Here is an 18,745-nt window from a genome sequence, read left to right as displayed (position 1 = left end):
GATTACTAGTATCTAATATATCGATATATTATAGCATAAACTTATTTTTATGCAAATCTATGAATATTTATTTTTTAAAGGAATTTTTAAAATATTTAAGATTTTAATTGTTATATATAATCTACATTAACTAAATCAAGTATACGAATCCCCTAACTATCAAGGTCTCTTCATAAATAACAAATTGTGTATCCTTCTGTTTTAGACATGCAATTTGTTTAATATTGTTACTGAAATAAGATTTCAGGATTAGTTTCTTATATTTTTTTGTATAAATTGTATGTTTTTTAGGTTCAACCTATTTCAACATCTATACTTCTTTAATTTTATGAACAATACAAAATATTTATACAACACTTAAAATTTAGGTAGAGAAGATTATTCAACTATAAATTTTTTCATAATACTCATTTTTTGCTTTTAAAATTTTGTTAATTTTCTTAAAATTATAGTTAGCAATTTTTACTATTCATTCATACTATATTATGATGATGATTTTTAGGGGGAATTTTTTTTGCATAAGAAAATTGGAATTTTACTCGCTTTACTTGTCTTCTGCATGTTTGCTTCGTTTATTCCATCAACAGAAGCAGCAGGCCAACAACTGATTATTATTAACAAAAAGAACAATCAATTAGCCTACTATGAAAATAGTAAAATAACAAAAATATTCTTAGTCGGTACGGGTCGAAAAGCATCTATGACACCAGAAGGAAAATTCAAGATTGTTAATAAGATTAAAAACAGACCTTATTACGCAGGAAACATACCTGGGGGAAGTCCGAAAAACCCACTTGGGGTTCGCTGGTTAGGTATTAACGCTAGAGGTACATGGGGAACAACATATGCCATTCATGGTAACAATAACCCTGCATCCATTGGTCATTATGTAAGCGCAGGTTGCGTGCGTATGTTTAACGAGCAGGTACAGTGGTTATTCGATACAGTTAAAGTTAATACACCTGTTATTATTACAAATTCAACAAAAGGCTTTAACGCCATCGCAACAGCAAATGGATATAAAGCTAGTGGTAATGTGAAGATTTCTTTACCCTTTATGAAGAAAGGTGACCGTAATGAGGCGGTACGTATAGTCCAAAAACGTCTTCTACAACTTGGCTTTAATCCAAATGGAGTTGACGGAACTTTCGGAATAGGAACTGAACGTGCCGTCAAGCAATTCCAAAAAAGCAAGAATCTATCGCCAAACGGCATGGTTGGCGCAACAACTGCCAAAGCGATGGGATTATAAGAAAACTTAGCTCTGGATTTTCAGCAAGCATAACAAATTTCCGTAGCCTATAACAAAGGGCTAAAAAGTGTAAAAAGGCTGTCTTAAAAGTGATTTATAATCACTTTTAAGACAGCTTCTTGCCTAATATTACTGAAATACAGTTAATAGATCGTTCATATTTTTTCTTTCTCGTTCTTTTGGTAACATAGCAGGATAGCCGATATGCATATTAGCTATAGCTCTCTCACCCGGTTGAATGCCTAATGCTTCTCGAACCATTGAATCTTGAAGCCAGCCATAAGAATGCCATGTCATTCCAATCCCTTTCTCCCACGCTAATAAGCTAAAGTTTTGGAGAACACAACTAGTAGCTGCAAAATCTTCTTCTCTCGTCACAAGATTCGGATCTTCTTTCATTACCACCATTACAAACATTGGATTCGACATCAATTTATTATAAATCTTTTCCCCTTCACTCTTCTTCTTCGCTGGATCAGATTCTTTACTTTCCTTCATTTGGCGAACAATTGAAGCAAGCTTCTCCTTACCTTCACCATGAAACATAATAAAACGCCAAGGCTCCGTCATACGATGATTAGGTGCCCATACTGCTATATCTAATAATTCTTTAATTAACTCTGGTGATACATCACGCTCTTCAAAACGTTTAATAGATCTTCTACCTTTAATTATATTTTCTATATTCATTGTAACCCTCCACCATACTGATAATGATTCTCATTTTCTTTTATTATATCGGGCAACCTTCAAATAAAGCAAATGATAGCGCTTCAGAAAGTTTTCGTTCTTTGATTGGGAAATCTTCATAAAATGTAACAATCAACTGTGTATTGGAGGGATTTTTACGTTGAAACTAACAGGAAGAGTGGTGACTCCACAAGATCCTGAATACAATGAAGCTAGAACAAATATCAATACCAGCATCCCCTTTTATCCAAAAATCATTGTCTTTTGCCAATGTACTTCAGACGTTGTTAATGCCTTATTGTGGGCAAAAGAAAAATGTATTCCATTCCGAATTAGAAGTGGACGACATAGCTATGAGAATTTTTCACTCTTAAATGGTGGGCTTGTAATTGATATTAGTGAGATGAATAGTATAAAAGTTAATCGTATAAATCGAACCGCATCAATTGAAGCAGGCGCTGAATTAGGAGATGTGTATAAAACATTATCAGAATTTCACCAAGCTATTCCCGCTGGAACGGCGGCAAATGTCGGTCTAGTCGGTCTCACACTTGGTGGAGGAATTGGTTATTTGACCAGATTACTAGGGCTTACTTGTGATAATTTACTTGAAGCCGAAGTCGTTCTCGCATCAGGTGAAGTGGTCACAACAAACAAAAAAATGCATAGTGATTTATTCTGGGCACTACAAGGCGGCGGTGGAGGAAACTTTGGAATTGTAACAAATTTAACATTTAAGACGCATAACGTTCATCTTGTTTCCATTTTTTCAATTGAATGGGATTGGAACGACTTCGAATGTGCTTTTGATGCTTGGCAAAACTGGGCACCATACAAAGATGAACAACTCACTTCCTCTATTGAAATGAAGGCCAATCGAACAGTTATCGCTCAAGGTCAATTTGTCGGCTCAGCGGATGAGCTTAAGAAACTTATTCAGCCTCTTGTAAAAGCCTGCAAACCCCGCAGTATCAAAGTCAAAAATACAACTTTCATTAAAGCGACTCGTTTCTTCGATAATCCAGCCGAAAATGAACCTTCTCCATTCAAGAGATCTGGTTCATTTGTACAGAAACCGTTTCCTAAAGAAGCATTGACCCTTATGAAACGTCTGTTGGAACGAGCTCCAAACGAGAATTGTGCTATTTGGCAACAAGCTCTCTGCGGGAAAGCAGGACTCATTCCTCCAAAAGAGACAGCATATTTCTATCGAGATTCAATCATGGCACAAGAATACAATGCAACATGGACCCACCACCATGAAAGATGGCAAAACATACGTTGGATTGAATCTGTCCGCAGGTCACTTGGTAGCTACACAAAAGGGGACTATGTAAACTGGTCAGATTTATTCATCCGAAATTGGCAAACCACTTATTATGGCGATAATTATAAAAGGTTACAAAATGTGAAAGCTAAATATGATCCAGACAATATATTCCGCTTTCCACAAAGCATTATGCCGAGCACAACGCTATGATAGGTTGTGCTTTTATTATTTGGGATTCTACTTATTTATTTGGTGCTCTGCTGATATTTCTGATCCTCCGCTCATATTTCCAGTTCCCTTTTCATTCTTTCAAAAAAACAAAACCCGTGACAAAGGATTTTCACCTAATCCATCGAATTTATACACATACAGTTAGATGAAGTTCAGCATTGGCTATCAGCGCAGAATTTACCGCAACCCATTCCAATATTAACTACTATTCTCAGTAATCCTCAAGCAATAATTAAGAAATCGACAACTCAGTCAACGAGCAATTATCCAATAATACGCCCCGATAAACTTCCTTCTACAATTACAGAAATGACAAAACACTATCCTCAATCGCTCATCCCCATTAAAGAAATCAAAAAACTTTCAAAGAACCTAATAAACTTACTTCTGGAACAAATAAAGGAACCCATTATCTACAAAAATAAAAAAGCCGCATTAAAGCAGCTCTCTCTTACTTATTATGCTCGTAATTCAATACCCATGAAATTCCATTGTAATCTGTTAAACTTGCATGAGTGGCACCCCAAAACATTTCTTGCAGTTCGATATGAATATCACTATTTTCTTTCAAAGCTTCATAAATTCGTTTGATTTCTGCTTCTTCTTCAATTTCTAATAAAATTTTCATCTGATTCCCTTGAACCATTTCATCATTAAAAGAATCCGAGAAATGAATGAGATTATTTCCAACTTGTAATTGAGCATGCAGTATCTTCCCTTCATGCCCTACGAACCCGGCTTTGCCGTCAGCTAGAGTAACATTCTTCACTTCACCACGGAAAATCTCCTTGTAATAATCCATTGCTTCTTTACAATTGTCTACAAAAATATATGGCTTAATATGCATCTTTCACTACCTCCACTATAATAAAATTCTATCCTGAACATATTCAGCATGTCCAAAATGTAATACTTTAATCGCGCTTAAACGTCTTCGTTTTGAAGTGAAAGTCTTAGCGCCAGTTATAACGGGATAAATATCTGAATATATTTTCAAATAGTCTAATTATTCTTGAATACATATGTAAAGTGAATTAAAGTAAAAGATAATTGTTAACTAATATCCAGGGGGGTTGTCAAATGGCCTATATAAACGCAAGACTTGAGCAGTTATATCCGGAAATGGTAGAACTGAGACGCTATTTTCATCAGCATCCTGAGTTATCCTTTCAGGAGGTAAACACTCCCAAGAAGATTTCAGAGTATTTAACAAATCTAGGAATAGAAGTGAAGACAGGTGTAGGCGGTAGAGGAGTTGTCGGCTATATTCGCGGAGGCAGACCTGGCAAGACAGTAGCGCTCCGAGCTGATTTTGATGCCCTGCCAATTCAAGACGAGAAAGATGTTCCTTATAAGTCTACCGTTCCTGGCGTAATGCACGCATGCGGTCATGATGCACATACAACTATTTTGTTAATTGTGGCAAAAGTATTATCCGAAATAAAAGATGAGTTAGAAGGTAATGTGGTTCTTATTCATCAGTTTGCGGAAGAAATCGTTCCTGGCGGTGCTAAACCAATGATTGAAGCAGGCTGTTTAGAAGGTGTAGATGCTATATTTGGTACACACTTGTGGTCCCCTATTCCTGTTGGAGAAGTTGGTTACCGAAGTGGCGCTTTCATGGCAGGTGCGGATGGATTTGATATTGAAATCATTGGAAAAGGTGGACATGGAGCAACGCCACATGCAACGGTTGATCCTATTATGATCGGTACATCAATTGTTCAGCAGCTACAACAAATTATTAGCAGACGGATAGATCCAATGAAACCAGCCGTTCTTACTGTAGCTAAATTCCATGCCGGTGAAGCATTTAACGTTATTCCTACTACAGCTAGAATATCAGGAACAGTACGAACGTTTGATGCTGATGTACAGGAAGATATTATAAAGCATATGAAACACATCATTGCTTCTACATGTGAACATGCAGGTGCAACTTACAGTTTTAATTATGAAAAAGGCTATCCAGCTGTGATTAACCATCAAGCAGAGACGGAACTTTTAATGAAGAATGCTATCAATATTCTCGGCAAAGAGAATGTGAAACAAATTGATCCATGCATGGCGGCTGAAGATTTTTCTTACTATGTACAAAAAGTACCTGGTACTTATTTCTTTACTGGCGCTGGAAATAAAGATGCTGGTATTACTTATCCACATCATCATGCAAAATTTGATATCGATGAGAAAAGTATGCTAATTGCAGCTAAAATACTAGCTTCAACTGCAATTGACTACTTAAATAGCAACAAATAAAAATGATAAGGTGATCTGTTTATGAATGATCTATTGAATAGGCTCGATGAACTTTATCCTGAAATGGTCAAGCTCAGAAGGGATTTCCATCAACACCCTGAACTCTCTTTTCAAGAGATACATACGCCTAAAAAAATCGCTAACTATTTAACGAATTTAGGAATAGAAGTTAAAACGAATGTGGGTGGGAACGGTGTAGTAGGATACATACGCGGAGGTAAACCGGGGAAAACTGTCGCACTACGAGCTGACTTCGATGCTCTTCCTATCCAGGATAAGAAAGACGTTCCCTATAAGTCCACCGTACCAGGTGTGATGCATGCTTGCGGGCATGATGCACACACAACCATTTTACTAGCAATTGCTAAAGTATTATCGGAAATTAAAGAAGAACTAGAAGGTAATGTGGTTCTTATCCATCAATTCGGTGAAGAAGTTTCACCTGGTGGGGCTAAACCAATGATTGAAGATGGTTGCCTAGATGGTGTAGATGCTATTTTCGGTACACATATGTGGTCTGGCGTACCTACTGGTGAAATTTATTATCGGAGTGGTGCGATGATGGCTGGAGGTGGTGTGTTTGATTTGGAAATAGTCGGCAGCGGTGGACACGGCTCTAATCCGCATGACACAGTTGATCCAATCATGATTGGTACATCGATTGTTAGCCAATTACAACAAATCATTAGCAGAAGAATAGATCCTCTACATCCAGCCGTATTATCCGTTACTACATTTCATTCTGGGCAAGGCTATGATGTGATTCCTCATTCTGCAACGATATCCGGGTCAGTACGTGTATATGACAATGAGGTATTAGATACCATCATTAAGCATATGGAGAGCATCATATCTTCTACTTGCGAAGGTGCTAATGCAACTTACACATTCCAATTTAAGAAAGGCTACCCTCCTGTCGTCAATCAAGAGGCTGAAACGAAATTGCTCATTGAAAATGCCATTCCAATTGTCGGTAAAGATAATGTAAAAGTTATGCAACCTGTCATGGCAGGTGAAGACTTTGCATATTATTTACAAGAGGTGCCTGGTACATTCTTTTTCACCGGCTCAGGTAACGAAGAACATGGTCTCATCGTGCCAAGTCATCATCCCGAATTCGACATTGATGAGAAAAGTATGGTTATCGGTGCAAAGGTACTTCTGTCTACGGCACTTACTTATTTGAGAAACCACTGACGTTGATCTAGTCAACTTCAGTGGTTTTTTTATTGGAATTTTTAAATAATTCTGATAGCCTCAATAAACCTTCTTTCATTTCATCAAGTTGCGCATATGAATACGATAGTCGTAAATGAAATTGATCATTTCGATCGTAAACGTAACCTGGATTTAACAAGATTCCTTCCTTGATTGCCTTTGAAAATAAGCGATTGATAGACATTTTCTTCTGAATTGAAAGCCAAATGTAAAAACCGCCTGTTGGTATATTCCAATGTGCAATACCACTAAAGTAACTTTGCAATAACTGTAGCATGTAATCGCGACGTTGCTTAAGTTCTATTCGAATCGCCTTAAGATGTTCTTCATATTGCCCTGTCGCTAACCATTCAGCTACGACAAATTGCGATAATGTACTTGATCCATAATCCGTTTGCATTTTAATATCAGCTAACCGATCAACAACTGCCTGTGGAGCAACGATCCAACCAATTCGTAACCCAGGCCCTAACGTTTTAGACATACTTCCCATATACATGACTAAACCTTGTTGATCATAAGCTTTTAATGGTTTTGGCGGTGCTTCTTCCAACCATAAGTCCCCATAAGCATCATCTTCAATAATTGGCAGCCTTTCATGCGTGCAAGCATCAAGTAATGCTATCCTTCGTTCTTTTGACATGACAACACCCGTTGGATTATGAAATGAAGGAATACTATAGAGTAAAGAAGCATTATGTTTCCGCTTTAATTTTCCAATGTTATGAACCTGTATTCCATTCTCATCCATCGGAATCCCCGTTAATTGAATACCTGCTGATTGAAATACATTAATAGAATTTAAGTACGATGGTGTTTCATGAAGGACAGTAGAACCTCGATGTAACAGCCCTAACGAAATTAATTGCAAAGCTTGTAATCCACCGGAAACAATCATTATAGACGCAGGAGATGCTTTAATTCCTTTTGTATGCAAGTATTCACTCAAGCATTCTCGTAAAAACAAACTTCCTTTCGATTCAGGATATCCTAAAGAAAGATGTGTGGCAGTTACTCCTTGAAAAATCTGTTTCATTTGATTGGTTGGTAGTAACTCAGGAGCAAGCTCTCCTGTTCCTAATCTAATGAAATTTGGTTCAAATTCCACACGATTTATTTCCTGAATAGTATGCAAATTAGGCTGATGCGCTCCTGCTTTAACATAACTACTCCAGTCTGGTGAAGGAACCGACGCTAACAGATTCCACGTATTATTAACAACAAATGTACCCTTTCCTACTTGCGATTGGATTAATCCATCAGCAGTTAATTCATCAAGAGCAAACACAATGGTACTCCGATTCACGTTAAAAACTTTTGCTAATTCTCTTTGTGGAGGGATTTTCGTTCCTACTATCCACTCACCATTTGTGATGTTTTCCTTCATATATTCATAGATTTGTTGATGAAGAGGAATAGACAAGCCTTTTGTAGGAAACCAATTTGCTTTAGACATTCTACTTAACTCCACCCTTTTTTCAAACTATTATACGATTGGTTGGGTGTACATTCAATGCATTGGTTGGAGATTACTCAACATAGTTCATTTACAATATAGAGAATTAATAAGAGAGGAAGTACTTAATGATGATTGAAGCCATTATCCATGGATTTATTTTAGCATTTGGATTAATCCTACCACTTGGTGTACAAAACGTATTTGTGTTCAACCAAGGAGTTACTCAGCCACATATTAGAAAGGCCTTACCAGTTATAATTACTGCTTCTATTTGCGATACATTATTAATATCGACAGCCGTACTAGGTGTAAGTGTCATTGTCGCCGACTCTTATTGGATTAAGAGCAGCTTATTAGTAATCGGAATTGGCTTCTTGCTCTATATGGGATTAATGACTTGGCGAAGCAAACCCTCTTTAAAAGAATCTAACGGCAATAATGTTTTATCCGCTAAAAAACAAATCATCTTTGCCGCATCCGTTTCACTATTAAACCCTCATGCCATCATCGATATAATCGGAGTAATAGGAACTAGCTCATTACAATATACATCTTTTAATAAGATGGCTTTCACCTTAACTTGTATTATAGTGTCTTGGATTTGGTTCTTTGGATTAGGTATTACAGGTAGAATGATAGGAAAGCTTGATCAAAACGGTCGTATACTAATTCTATTTAATAAAATTTCTGCATTAGTTATGTGGGGGACAGCAATTTATTTAGCAAGCTCTTTTTTCTAGAATTTTAAAAAAGACACCGCTTTGTAGCGAGTCCACTGAAAAAGTCCAAAACTTAAAGCGAAGGAGTCACCAATCTACAAGATTAAGATAAGTGACTCCTTTATAGTTACTAAATATAGTGTTTAGACTTGAGCATTTTACGCTACCAACTACTTTTTCAGTGCCCTCTTTTGTAGCCGATGTCTTTTTTTACATTAATTATATTTCACATCATATACTTTCCAATCAGATTTCTTTTCTTTGATTAAATATAAAGAAATAGTGTGCTCGGAAGTTAATTCAGTTGTCTTGAAAAACTGAGAAACAACTAAATATTCTTTACCATTCTTACTATAAAAAGAAACGGTAGGCTTTTTATCTTGACGGGCTAAATACCAATCAAAATCTATATAGCTGTAAATTGTAAAGTCGGTTGCTTTATGTTCATACAAAGGATTTCCATATCGATCCTTTGTATATGTGACCATTTCTTGCTTGAAGTAACGATCGATATAATATTTCGTAAAAGCAGGAGACATCATTTTATAGAAAGTGGCTTTAGGGACAGGTTTCGCAATAGCTTGTCGCTCCACTCCCCTAATTTTATCATGGATTTGTTTGACGCTATTTAATGAAGTTCGTTTATAAAATCGTACGTATTTCGAGGACACATATGCCTTCTTCTTATTATGACGTATTTCAGACCAACCTGATTTCGTTTGGCTATAAACTTTGACTTGATCGCTTCGTTTCAATGTACCTACAACAGGATATTTCGTACCAGCACCACTATGTATTTGTAGACTTCCTTTTGTAATATCTATGGTTCCGACTTGTGGTGAGAATGCAGCAGCATGTTTTGATGCGAAAGGACTGAACAGAGCAATCATCAATACAAAGGCAACAACAACAGTCAGCATTTTTTTATACAAATTGGTTCCTCCTTATCTTCTATCTACAATAGTATATAGTGCATGAAGTTTAAAAATGTCATAAAGTAAAACTTTAATCGGTGGGGGTTTTCATTCATCCCCACCGATTATTAGTTGATCCAATCAGGTTCTTATTGGCGCTTAATCTCCCACTTAAACGTCTTAGCTTTTTCTTTCGTTTTGAAGTAGGAGACTTAGCGCCAGTTAGAACGGGATAAATTACACCATATTCGTTGTATTCATATATTCATCAAATTGCTCTTCAGTTACATATTTCAACTCAAGTGCTGCTTCTTTTAAAGTAAGGTTCTTTTTGTATGCTAATTTGGCAATATCAGCTGCCTTTTCATATCCGATATACGGATTCAAAGCGGTAACTAGCATAAGTGAATGACTTAAATACTCTTTAATTCTAGATTCATCTGCTTGTAAACCTTGTAAACAATGTACACAAAATGAGTGTAGGCCGTCACTTAACAACTGTACCGATTGCAAATAATTATAGATAATAACAGGCTTAAACACATTTAGCTGGAAGTTGCCTTGACTAGCTGCCAGTGTAATTGTTGTGTCATTACCAAATACTTGAGCTGCAATCATCGTTACTGCTTCACATTGAGTCGGATTTACTTTGCCAGGCATTATTGAACTACCAGGCTCATTAGCTGGTATTTTCAATTCTCCAATTCCACAACGAGGTCCACTAGCTAACCACCGAATATCATTGGCGATTTTCATAACATTCGCCGCTAACGCCTTTAATGCTCCATGTACATACACAATTGCATCATGACTTGTTAATGCATGGAACTTATTCAGACTGCTTTCAAAGTTGTAACTCGTCTTTTCCTTAATAATTTCAGCAGTTAGACAACCAAAGGTCGGATGTGCATTGATTCCTGTTCCAACAGCTGTTCCTCCTATTGCTAGTTGCAATAGGTTAGCTATACTTTCTTGAATCATCTTTTCATTTTCTTGAATCATCACTTTCCATCCACTAATTTCTTGTCCCAAGGTAAGCGGTGTTGCATCCTGAAGATGTGTTCTTCCAATCTTCACGATTGTCTTAAATTCACTTTCCTTTTCTTGAAGTATTTTCTTCATTTGATGTATTTGCGGTAGCAACTTCTCGTACGTCGCTATATATGCTGCAATATGCATGGCAGAAGGGAAAGTATCATTCGAACTTTGACATTTATTTACATCGTCATTAGGATGAAGAATTTCTTTCTTTCCTTCTTCAGATAAAGCTTGATTGCCTCTATGCGCGATCACTTCATTAACATTCATATTCGTTTGTGTTCCACTGCCAGTTTGCCAAACGGATAATGGAAAATGTTCATCCAAATCCCCTGCAATAATTTCATCACAAACACGTTGAATAACATTTGCTTTTGTCTCTGATAACATATTTAATTTTGCGTTTGCTTTTGCAGCAGCACTTTTTAGAAGAGCGTAAGAAACGATTACTTCTTTAGGCATCGATTCCCATCCAATCGCAAAGTTCCTACGACTTCGTTCTGTTTGCGCCCCCCAAAGCTTATCTTCTTCTACTTCAATCTCACCAATAGAATCTTTTTCTATTCTCATTACACATCCACCCTTTCTACTTCTTTATATACCACCAGCAGAAAAAGAATAGCCCTCTTTCCTTATAAATAAGAAAAAAGAGCTATTCAATATTATGATCTATTGAGCTGTTTTTAAACTACTTGTTTACCCATTTGTAGTTGATACATATTATAATAACGTCCCTTTAACTGCATTAATTCTTCGTGCGTACCCTTCTCTACAATACGTCCTTTATCTAAAACAATAATACAATCTGCATTTTTAATGGTTGATAAGCGGTGAGCTATAATAAACGTCGTTCGCCCTTTCTTCACAACCTCTAATGCTTGTTGGATTAGAAACTCAGTTTCTGTATCTATATTTGAAGTCGCCTCATCAAGAATTAATATAGCTGGTTTAAATGCGAGCGCACGAGCAAATGAAATTAATTGCCTTTGACCAGAAGAAAGTGTACTTCCTCTTTCATTAACAGGTGCATCAATGCCACCTTCAACTTGATGAAGAACATTTTCTGCTCCTACATCACGTAGTGCTTTAACTACCCTATCTCTTGAAATTTTCTCTTCTTCTAAACTAACATTAGACGCAATCGTTCCTGTGAATAAATATGGGTCCTGCAATACGATCCCCATATGCTTCCTTAACGTTTGCTTAGAAATGGTTGTTATGTCTATTCCATCAATCAATATTTTCCCCTTCTGACAGTCATAATACCGAAATAATAAATTCATGATTGAACTTTTTCCCGAACCTGTATGACCAACAAACGCAACAGTTTCTCCTTGTTTAGCTGAGAATGAGATATCCTTTAAGACATATTCTCCTTCTTTATAGCCAAAAGAAACATCTTGAAACTCGACATTGCCTTGATAGCGTGGCATTTCTTCTTCACTTACCTCAACGCCTTTTTCCTCAAGCATCTCAAAAACTCTTTCACCTGCAACAAGCGCTTGTTCTAAATTAGCAAATTGATTCACAATGTTTTGGATTGGCTGAAATAAACGATTCAAATAATCAACAATTGCATACAGCAAACCGATTGACATAATCCCTTCACCATTTAAGCCAATATTACCAAAATAAGCAATAAACGCGACAAAGGCGAAATTTTGAAGCAAGCTAACAAGGTTAAATGATGTTAATGAATTTAGACGTAACATTTTATTTTGATACATATAATGATCTTTATTCAAAGTTTCAAATTCCACTTCCATATCTGGCTCACGTTTAAACGCTTGGATGATATTCATACCTTGAATCGATTCATTAATCATTCCATTCATATCACTAATACGCGCTCGAATGACTTTATTATATTGCGATGCAAATTTACGATAAATTATAGTCCAAACAATAAGGATTGGAATGAGCAACAAACACATCATCGCTAATTTCACATTCAATATGAATAGTGCAATGTAAATTCCCACAATATAAATCGTGCTTGAGAAGAAGTTTGCTAACACAGAAACATATAATTCTTTAATAGCTTCGGTATCATTTGTGATCCGCGACACAATTTTCCCAGCTGGTAAATTATCAAAGTAGCGAATCTGTAAAGTTGATAAGTGATTAAATAAATCGTTCCTCATCTTCTGAATAATTCGATTCGCCGACTTTTGCAAGTAATAACTTTGCCCATATTGAAAGAATGCTGCGACAACCAATAATCCAAAGTATAATCCAATCAGTGTTACAATCTTTGGCACTTCTGGTTGATAGAAGTCCATCACTTCTTTTGAATTCATAATCGTAACAGGGACGTTTGTTCCATCTAGCGTTAACATATTTCCATGCAATTCTTTCTTACCTTGAAGTGGAATCTCTTCGTCTATAAAAAGAAACTTCACACCGTCTTGAATAACAGTCACTTTCTTACCTTTTTCTTCATTAGGAGAAAAATAATCATCACGTTTATACCATTTTCCTTGAAAGCTTACGGCATCTTTACCTTTCGAAGTTTCGTACCAATGTGATTCTATACCAAGAATATGGTTGTCGATTATTCGCTTCGCCACAAATGGTCCAGAAAGATCAGCAGCCACCGAAAGTGTTAATAAAAATAATGCAAAGGCAATTATTTTTTTATAATGCAAGGCATAACGCAATAATTGTTTAGCTGGATTCATTATTCCACCTCCAGTCCTTCCTCAACCTGTTGTCTTTCAAATTGTTCCTTATACCATCCATCGCTTCTTAGAAGTTGTTCATGTGTTCCTTTCTCCACAACACGACCATCCTCTAACACAATGATAAGATCAGCATGCTGAACGGCTGACATACGATGTGTTGCAATCAGTGTTGTCTTTCCATTTCGTTCTCTTTGGATGTTTTCAATAATATTCTTTTCAGTCTTTGCATCTACAGCAGATAAAGAATCATCTAATATTAAAATTTCAGGATCTTTAATAAGAGCACGAGCAATTGAGATTCTCTGTTTCTGCCCTCCGGAAAGTGCTACTCCCTTCTCACCTACAAGTGTACTTAATCCTTCTGGTAATAACTCAATATCTTTATTAAAATCCGCTAGTTGAATCGCATGTTCTAATTCATTTTCAGTTGCATTCTGCTTCCCAAAAAAGATATTATCTTTAATGCTCTTCGAGAATAAAAACGGATCCTGTGGCACATATCCTATCCAACCACGAATATCTTCCAACTTAACATCCTTTAAGGATTGATTGGAAACCATAATCCTTCCTTCGCCAAGCGGGTACTCTCTTAAAAGCTGACGCAAAAAGGTTGTTTTTCCACTCCCTGTTTTCCCTACAATCCCTAGCGTTTCACCTCTTCTAACTTGTATTGTAATGTCACTTAAGTTCTGACAAGCTGAAGAAGGATATTGAAACTGCACATTTTGAAATGTAATATGTGATGGTGCCGATTTTGCTGAAACAGCCTTATCATGGTCGTGTACATCTGCTGGGTAATTTAATGTTTCTTGAACTCGGTCCAATGATGCATTTCCTCGTTGCATGATATTAATTAATTCTCCAATGGCAAACATCGGCCAGATTAACATCCCTAAATAAACATTAAATGACACTAAATCTCCTAATGTGATGGCTTGTTCAAACACCATCTTGGCTCCCATTCCTAATCCAATTAAATAGGAAATACCAACAAGGATTTTAATCGTTGGATCAAATAATGAATCAACTAAAGCAACCTTTACATTTTTCTGATATACCTCTTCTGTTAAATCAGCAAATTTCTGTTCGCTTTGCCTTTCCTGTACATAGGCACGAATGACTCTTACGCCAGATACAGATTCTAATACCGAATCATTTAATTTACCAAACGAATCTTGAGCAGCTGTAAAATGATGATGCAGTTTATTACCGTATATTTGCATTAATAGCGCCATAAAAGGTAACGGAATAATCGCTAGTAATGTTAATTTCCAAGAAATCGTAAATCCCATCATACATATTATTGTCGCTGTAAATAAAATAGAATCTGCAAAAGATAAAATACCGAATCCAGCAGTAAGCGAAATAGCTTTTAAATCATTTGTAGCGCGAGCCATTAAATCTCCTGTCCGATTCTTTTCAAAGAATGTCGGCGTCATTTTCACTAAATGTGCCATAAAACTGTAGCGCATTTTTCTTTCTAAAATAAACGCTCCACCATATAAATTTGATTGCCAAAAATACCCCATACAATAAACGATTATTGCTATACCACTTAACGCCGCAATATACATAATTAATTGATCTGTCGTTAGTGTCTGCTGATGAATTGCATCAATTGTCATTCCGACAAGTTTAGGAGGCAATACTTCCAGCAAATTAACCACACATAATAAAGCAATTGCAATTGTATATCGCTTCCAATGCTCTTTAAAAAACCAAGCAAGTTTTCCATATATACCAAACATTTTTTCCCCTCCAAAATAAGTCATCTTTACATTTCTCATATGTGTATTGCATAAATAGACAACAAAAAAGCCTCCGCAATAGACACGAAAGCTTTTAAGTACAAACACATATAAAAGCGCACGCCGCGGTAGAAGCAGCATGCGCACAAAATCATCATAATAATAAAGAGATCTACTTATTTTGTACGAGCTGCATGATATTTAATTAATAATGATTCAATCACATTTAACTTACTCATAGTCATCCAGCCCTCCTTTTCTTAATATATTGATTATACTATATAAGTTTGAATTTAATGTCAATTTATTTTTTCCTTTTATTAGCCTATTTTACCCATACCCTCTTAAATGAGATTAATGAACGTTACAAATTATAAAAAGGTTTTAAAAGAATATATGCGGGTAGAAAAAGAACAAGCATAATACAAAAGGGGTAGTTCAAATTGAAAACAATCATAGATACTAACATCAAAACAAGTACGAGGCTTCCAATCCAAAACATTGTGAGTGTATATAAAGAAATTAAAGAACAAGGTGCAGAAGTATACTTCATACAGCATCAAGAGATGGTAGCTGTCTCGAAACTTTCAAAACTTATTGCATTCATGCTCACAGTTGATGAAAAAGCACCTATTAAAATGATCATTCAAGGTAACCACGCTCAAAAATTAAAACAACGTCTTAAAGAAAAGTTAGAAATTCAACCATCCATTGTTTTTAGCAGATAATGTAACAATAATACATGAAATACGTTCTTACTTTAATATAACAATTAAGCGGCTATTGCTGCTTTTTGTTTGAGAATTTTTGGGAAATATTACAATTACACCTTGTAATACGATGTACATCGTATTACAATATTTAGCAAGAAGGATGTGATAACCATGGATAAAGAAATTTTAAAAGGAAGTATCGATATTCTATTGCTATCCCTCATTTCTCAAAGAGATTGTTATGGATATGAAATGGCAAAATCATTAAAAGAAAATAGCTCTTATGTGTACAATATGAGCGAAGGCACATTGTATCCAGCTCTTAAACGATTGGAGCGGAAAGAATGGGTCATTTCATATTGGAAGGAAATTGATGGCGGAAACCGTAGAAAATATTATCAAATTACGGATGACGGAAAGAAACAATTACAAAGTAAGTTAAAAGACTGGAATCTTGTTCAAGAACTTATTCAAAAAAGTTCGGAGGGATTAACATGAAGAATCTCTCAAAATATGTGCAACAAATTTTAGATCAAACAGATTGTACAAAAGAAGAAAAAGAAGATTTAGCTGAGGAACTCCTCATACATTTAGAAATATTAACACAAGAACATATAGATAACGGTTTATCAGAGGAAGAAGCAATCCAACAAGCAATGATGTCCTTTGGCTTAGAACAAGATATAGGCTCACAACTACAACAAGCATTATTTCCTTACCGAAGATACTTGTTAATCGCTCTTGGATTAGGCTTTATAGTGTTAAATTATTCAATCTTTACCGTTTTACTACTAGAAATGCAAGAAGCGGAAAGTTATACCTTAATCTTTAACATCCTAATCGGTTTATGTTTTTTATTTATAACAGCTTTTCCTACGTTTTCACTTAGAAGAAAAATATTAATTAATAGCACAATCGTTCTATTCTTAATGGGTTCCACAATTAATATTCTTAATCTTCTGTATTCTAATTTATTCATTAGCAATATACTTTTGTTCCTTAGCGTATTATTAGCACTAGTAGCGATCGCTCTACTTTATATTACAACTCTTCACAGAACATCTAGCGATCACATCCAGCACTCATCTAGAAAACACATACACATTATTAATATTACAACCGGTATAATCATCGCTATTTGTTCGATTTTTTTCGGATTTGGTTTCTTAATCATGGTTGGTGTAGTAAAACAAGCCATTTTCATTCTTGCCATTCCAATATGTACTTGGGCATTATTATACTGGATTCAATTCCACTATTATTTTCGCCTAAAGAAAACAACCTATGTCTTTACCAGCATATCGGTAATTGCCGCCTCATTAATTGTAGTAGGTATTCTGTATATGTTGGTTCAAAGTTTGATTTCATAAGGAGACTATTTTTATGAATAAGAAAACGGTTTTATTGTTCTCAAGCGTAATTGTCATTATAACCAGTGTTTTTCTACTCATAGGAAACGCTTTGGAAAAACCTATAAACGAAAGAGCAAAAGGAATAGGTGATGTATTTACAATCTCTTCGACCAACCAAATGGCTTATGTGGTTTATGAACAAGGTAAACCTGTACTATACGTTGCAAATGAAAAAGGGCAAAACGCTAAAAAAATCGATACGATAAGTAATAAATATACAATCGATCATCTTGCCTTCTCACCAGATAACAATAAAATTGTATATTCCATTCTAGAAAAGGAGATTGAAGATCAACAAGCTCAAATTCTAGAATATGATTTTCGTACAAATCAGCGAACTGTTCTATTTGAAAAAGCTGATGATATTAGTGATTCTTACTACGCAAGTGATAGTTCATCACTTGTTTTTGTTGAATATATTCGTGAAGAAAACCCTGATTTATCTACTTATGAAATTTTTAAGTACAATCCAAGAACAAAAGATAAAAAGCCTTTAACAAGCTTAAAAAGTAAGAGTTTTATATCAATTCAAGTCTCTAAGGATGGTAAAACACTGTACTATAAATTAGGTGGAGATACTAACAACTTCGATGAACAGCCTATGAAACAGCAATTATACAAAGTCTCTCTAACACATCCCAAAGTAGTCGTGAAAATTCCTACTCCAACGACTGAGATACTTGAGTTTTCATTCTCTTCAACTGGTGAAGAATTAATTTATAATTCGATTGTTAATAGTGATAGCGGTGATACTTTTGAATACGAACTGTTATCATGGAATATAAAAACACAAAAAGAGAAGCAACTGACACATTACGGTGATTACGTTAATCAACCACTTTTTTCCAATGATGATTCAAAAATCTATTTCATGCATTACGAAAATCGGCCGGATAAAAATAACCCGAACTATTTAATAAAATTGAAAGACGTTAAAACAAATAAGTTTTTCACAATTAAATAAGAGGGTGTCCCATAAGGTAATGGTGTTTTAGATTTTCACATAGGCGTTCGTCTAATTTAAATGGGTATACATGAAATTTTATCTTTCCCAAAAGCGCCAAAGGTGGCATTTTCAACATACTCAGCAAGCATAACAAATTACTCGTAACCTATAACGAAGGGCTAAAAAGCGTAA

At 35.5% G+C, this 18,745-nt stretch carries 16 protein-coding genes; 9 read left to right on the top strand and 7 right to left on the bottom strand.

Going from position 1 to position 18,745, the window contains the following annotated elements; genetic code table 11:
- Window positions 1-514 precede the first annotated feature (514 nt).
- On the top strand, window positions 515-1,252 hold the full coding sequence (locus V7014_RS03795) for a L,D-transpeptidase family protein (RefSeq protein ID WP_335504336.1): 738 nt from the start codon (window positions 515-517) through the stop codon (window positions 1,250-1,252).
- Window positions 1,253-1,381: 129 nt separating this feature from the next.
- On the opposite strand, the gene V7014_RS03790 is transcribed toward V7014_RS03795, so the two are convergent.
- The gene (locus V7014_RS03790) at window positions 1,382-1,942 is read right to left on the bottom strand and encodes a nitroreductase family protein (RefSeq protein ID WP_335504334.1); all 561 of its coding nucleotides are present in this window, start codon (window positions 1,940-1,942) and stop codon (window positions 1,382-1,384) included.
- Between the two features lie 151 nt (window positions 1,943-2,093).
- On the opposite strand from V7014_RS03790, the gene V7014_RS03785 reads away from it, so the two are divergent.
- On the top strand, window positions 2,094-3,422 hold the full coding sequence (locus V7014_RS03785) for an FAD-binding oxidoreductase (RefSeq protein ID WP_335504338.1): 1,329 nt from the start codon (window positions 2,094-2,096) through the stop codon (window positions 3,420-3,422).
- 472 nt (window positions 3,423-3,894) lie between these two features.
- Here the strand turns inward: V7014_RS03785 and V7014_RS03780 are convergent, their stop codons facing one another.
- Complete coding sequence (locus V7014_RS03780; RefSeq protein ID WP_335504332.1) at window positions 3,895-4,290, bottom strand: VOC family protein; 396 nt, start codon at window positions 4,288-4,290, stop codon at window positions 3,895-3,897.
- A 233-nt stretch (window positions 4,291-4,523) separates the two neighbouring features.
- Between V7014_RS03780 and V7014_RS03775 the strand changes: the two genes are divergently transcribed.
- Window positions 4,524-5,702, top strand: a complete 1,179-nt coding sequence (locus tag V7014_RS03775) for a M20 family metallopeptidase (protein ID WP_335504330.1) — start codon at window positions 4,524-4,526, stop codon at window positions 5,700-5,702.
- Between the two features lie 21 nt (window positions 5,703-5,723).
- The gene (locus V7014_RS03770; protein ID WP_335504328.1) at window positions 5,724-6,899 is read left to right on the top strand and encodes a M20 metallopeptidase family protein; all 1,176 of its coding nucleotides are present in this window, start codon (window positions 5,724-5,726) and stop codon (window positions 6,897-6,899) included.
- Window positions 6,900-6,906: 7 nt separating this feature from the next.
- On the opposite strand, the gene V7014_RS03765 is transcribed toward V7014_RS03770, so the two are convergent.
- On the bottom strand, window positions 6,907-8,376 hold the full coding sequence (locus V7014_RS03765) for a PLP-dependent aminotransferase family protein (protein ID WP_335504326.1): 1,470 nt from the start codon (window positions 8,374-8,376) through the stop codon (window positions 6,907-6,909).
- A 131-nt stretch (window positions 8,377-8,507) separates the two neighbouring features.
- Here V7014_RS03765 and V7014_RS03760 point away from each other — a divergent pair, with 131 nt between their 5' ends.
- Window positions 8,508-9,119 carry a LysE/ArgO family amino acid transporter gene (locus tag V7014_RS03760; protein WP_335504324.1) on the top strand — a complete coding sequence of 204 codons (612 nt, stop codon included), beginning with the start codon at window positions 8,508-8,510 and terminating at the stop codon, window positions 9,117-9,119.
- Between the two features lie 194 nt (window positions 9,120-9,313).
- On the opposite strand, the gene V7014_RS03755 is transcribed toward V7014_RS03760, so the two are convergent.
- The 4 genes from V7014_RS03755 to V7014_RS03740 all read right to left on the bottom strand — a co-directional run bounded on the left by V7014_RS03755 (window position 9,314) and on the right by V7014_RS03740 (window position 15,482).
- Window positions 9,314-10,030: an SH3 domain-containing protein gene (locus V7014_RS03755; RefSeq protein ID WP_335504322.1), complete on the bottom strand. Its 717-nt coding sequence runs from the start codon at window positions 10,028-10,030 to the stop codon at window positions 9,314-9,316.
- 219 nt (window positions 10,031-10,249) lie between these two features.
- Window positions 10,250-11,620 (bottom strand): class II fumarate hydratase, encoded by a 1,371-nt coding sequence (gene fumC / locus V7014_RS03750; protein ID WP_335504320.1) that lies wholly within the window; start codon window positions 11,618-11,620, stop codon window positions 10,250-10,252.
- Between the two features lie 113 nt (window positions 11,621-11,733).
- Entirely contained in the window at window positions 11,734-13,731 is a 1,998-nt protein-coding gene (locus tag V7014_RS03745; protein WP_335504318.1) for an ABC transporter ATP-binding protein, read from the bottom strand.
- Entirely contained in the window at window positions 13,731-15,482 is a 1,752-nt protein-coding gene (locus V7014_RS03740; protein WP_335504317.1) for an ABC transporter ATP-binding protein, read from the bottom strand. Before V7014_RS03740 ends, V7014_RS03745 begins: the two co-directional genes overlap by 1 nt.
- Before the next feature lie 443 nt (window positions 15,483-15,925).
- Between V7014_RS03740 and V7014_RS03735 the strand changes: the two genes are divergently transcribed.
- The 4 genes from V7014_RS03735 (at window position 15,926) to V7014_RS03720 (ending at window position 18,571) form a co-directional block, all read left to right on the top strand.
- A complete protein-coding gene (locus V7014_RS03735; RefSeq protein WP_335504315.1) occupies window positions 15,926-16,210 on the top strand; it encodes a hypothetical protein in 285 nt (94 codons plus the stop codon).
- A 156-nt stretch (window positions 16,211-16,366) separates the two neighbouring features.
- Window positions 16,367-16,693: a PadR family transcriptional regulator gene (locus tag V7014_RS03730; RefSeq protein WP_335504313.1), complete on the top strand. Its 327-nt coding sequence runs from the start codon at window positions 16,367-16,369 to the stop codon at window positions 16,691-16,693.
- A complete protein-coding gene (locus V7014_RS03725) occupies window positions 16,690-17,565 on the top strand; it encodes a permease prefix domain 1-containing protein (protein WP_335504312.1) in 876 nt (291 codons plus the stop codon). Before V7014_RS03730 ends, V7014_RS03725 begins: the two co-directional genes overlap by 4 nt.
- Window positions 17,566-17,578: 13 nt before the next feature.
- A complete protein-coding gene (locus V7014_RS03720; protein WP_335504310.1) occupies window positions 17,579-18,571 on the top strand; it encodes a hypothetical protein in 993 nt (330 codons plus the stop codon).
- The last annotated feature ends 174 nt before the right edge of the window (window positions 18,572-18,745 follow it).

The sequence above is a fragment of the Bacillus sp. JJ722 genome (assembly GCF_036963345.1).
Classification (GTDB): domain Bacteria; phylum Bacillota; class Bacilli; order Bacillales; family DSM-1321; genus Bacillus_AD.
The sequence above is the reverse complement of the archived record's forward strand: the minus strand, read 5'-3'. Positions and strand labels throughout refer to the sequence as shown.

What these genes read in the sequence shown, in the direction of transcription:
- V7014_RS03790 (WP_335504334.1), bottom strand. Translation starts at nt 1,942, where the DNA reads ATGAATATAGAAAATATAATTAAAGGTAGAAGATCTATTAAACGTTTT.
- V7014_RS03780 (WP_335504332.1), bottom strand. Translation starts at nt 4,290, where the DNA reads ATGCATATTAAGCCATATATTTTTGTAGACAATTGTAAAGAAGCAATG.
- V7014_RS03775 (WP_335504330.1), top strand. Translation starts at nt 4,524, where the DNA reads ATGGCCTATATAAACGCAAGACTTGAGCAGTTATATCCGGAAATGGTA.
- V7014_RS03770 (WP_335504328.1), top strand. Translation starts at nt 5,724, where the DNA reads ATGAATGATCTATTGAATAGGCTCGATGAACTTTATCCTGAAATGGTC.
- V7014_RS03765 (WP_335504326.1), bottom strand. Translation starts at nt 8,376, where the DNA reads ATGTCTAAAGCAAATTGGTTTCCTACAAAAGGCTTGTCTATTCCTCTT.
- V7014_RS03760 (WP_335504324.1), top strand. Translation starts at nt 8,508, where the DNA reads ATGATTGAAGCCATTATCCATGGATTTATTTTAGCATTTGGATTAATC.
- fumC (WP_335504320.1), bottom strand. Translation starts at nt 11,620, where the DNA reads ATGAGAATAGAAAAAGATTCTATTGGTGAGATTGAAGTAGAAGAAGAT.
- V7014_RS03745 (WP_335504318.1), bottom strand. Translation starts at nt 13,731, where the DNA reads ATGAATCCAGCTAAACAATTATTGCGTTATGCCTTGCATTATAAAAAA.
- V7014_RS03740 (WP_335504317.1), bottom strand. Translation starts at nt 15,482, where the DNA reads ATGTTTGGTATATATGGAAAACTTGCTTGGTTTTTTAAAGAGCATTGG.
- V7014_RS03730 (WP_335504313.1), top strand. Translation starts at nt 16,367, where the DNA reads ATGGATAAAGAAATTTTAAAAGGAAGTATCGATATTCTATTGCTATCC.
- V7014_RS03725 (WP_335504312.1), top strand. Translation starts at nt 16,690, where the DNA reads ATGAAGAATCTCTCAAAATATGTGCAACAAATTTTAGATCAAACAGAT.
- V7014_RS03720 (WP_335504310.1), top strand. Translation starts at nt 17,579, where the DNA reads ATGAATAAGAAAACGGTTTTATTGTTCTCAAGCGTAATTGTCATTATA.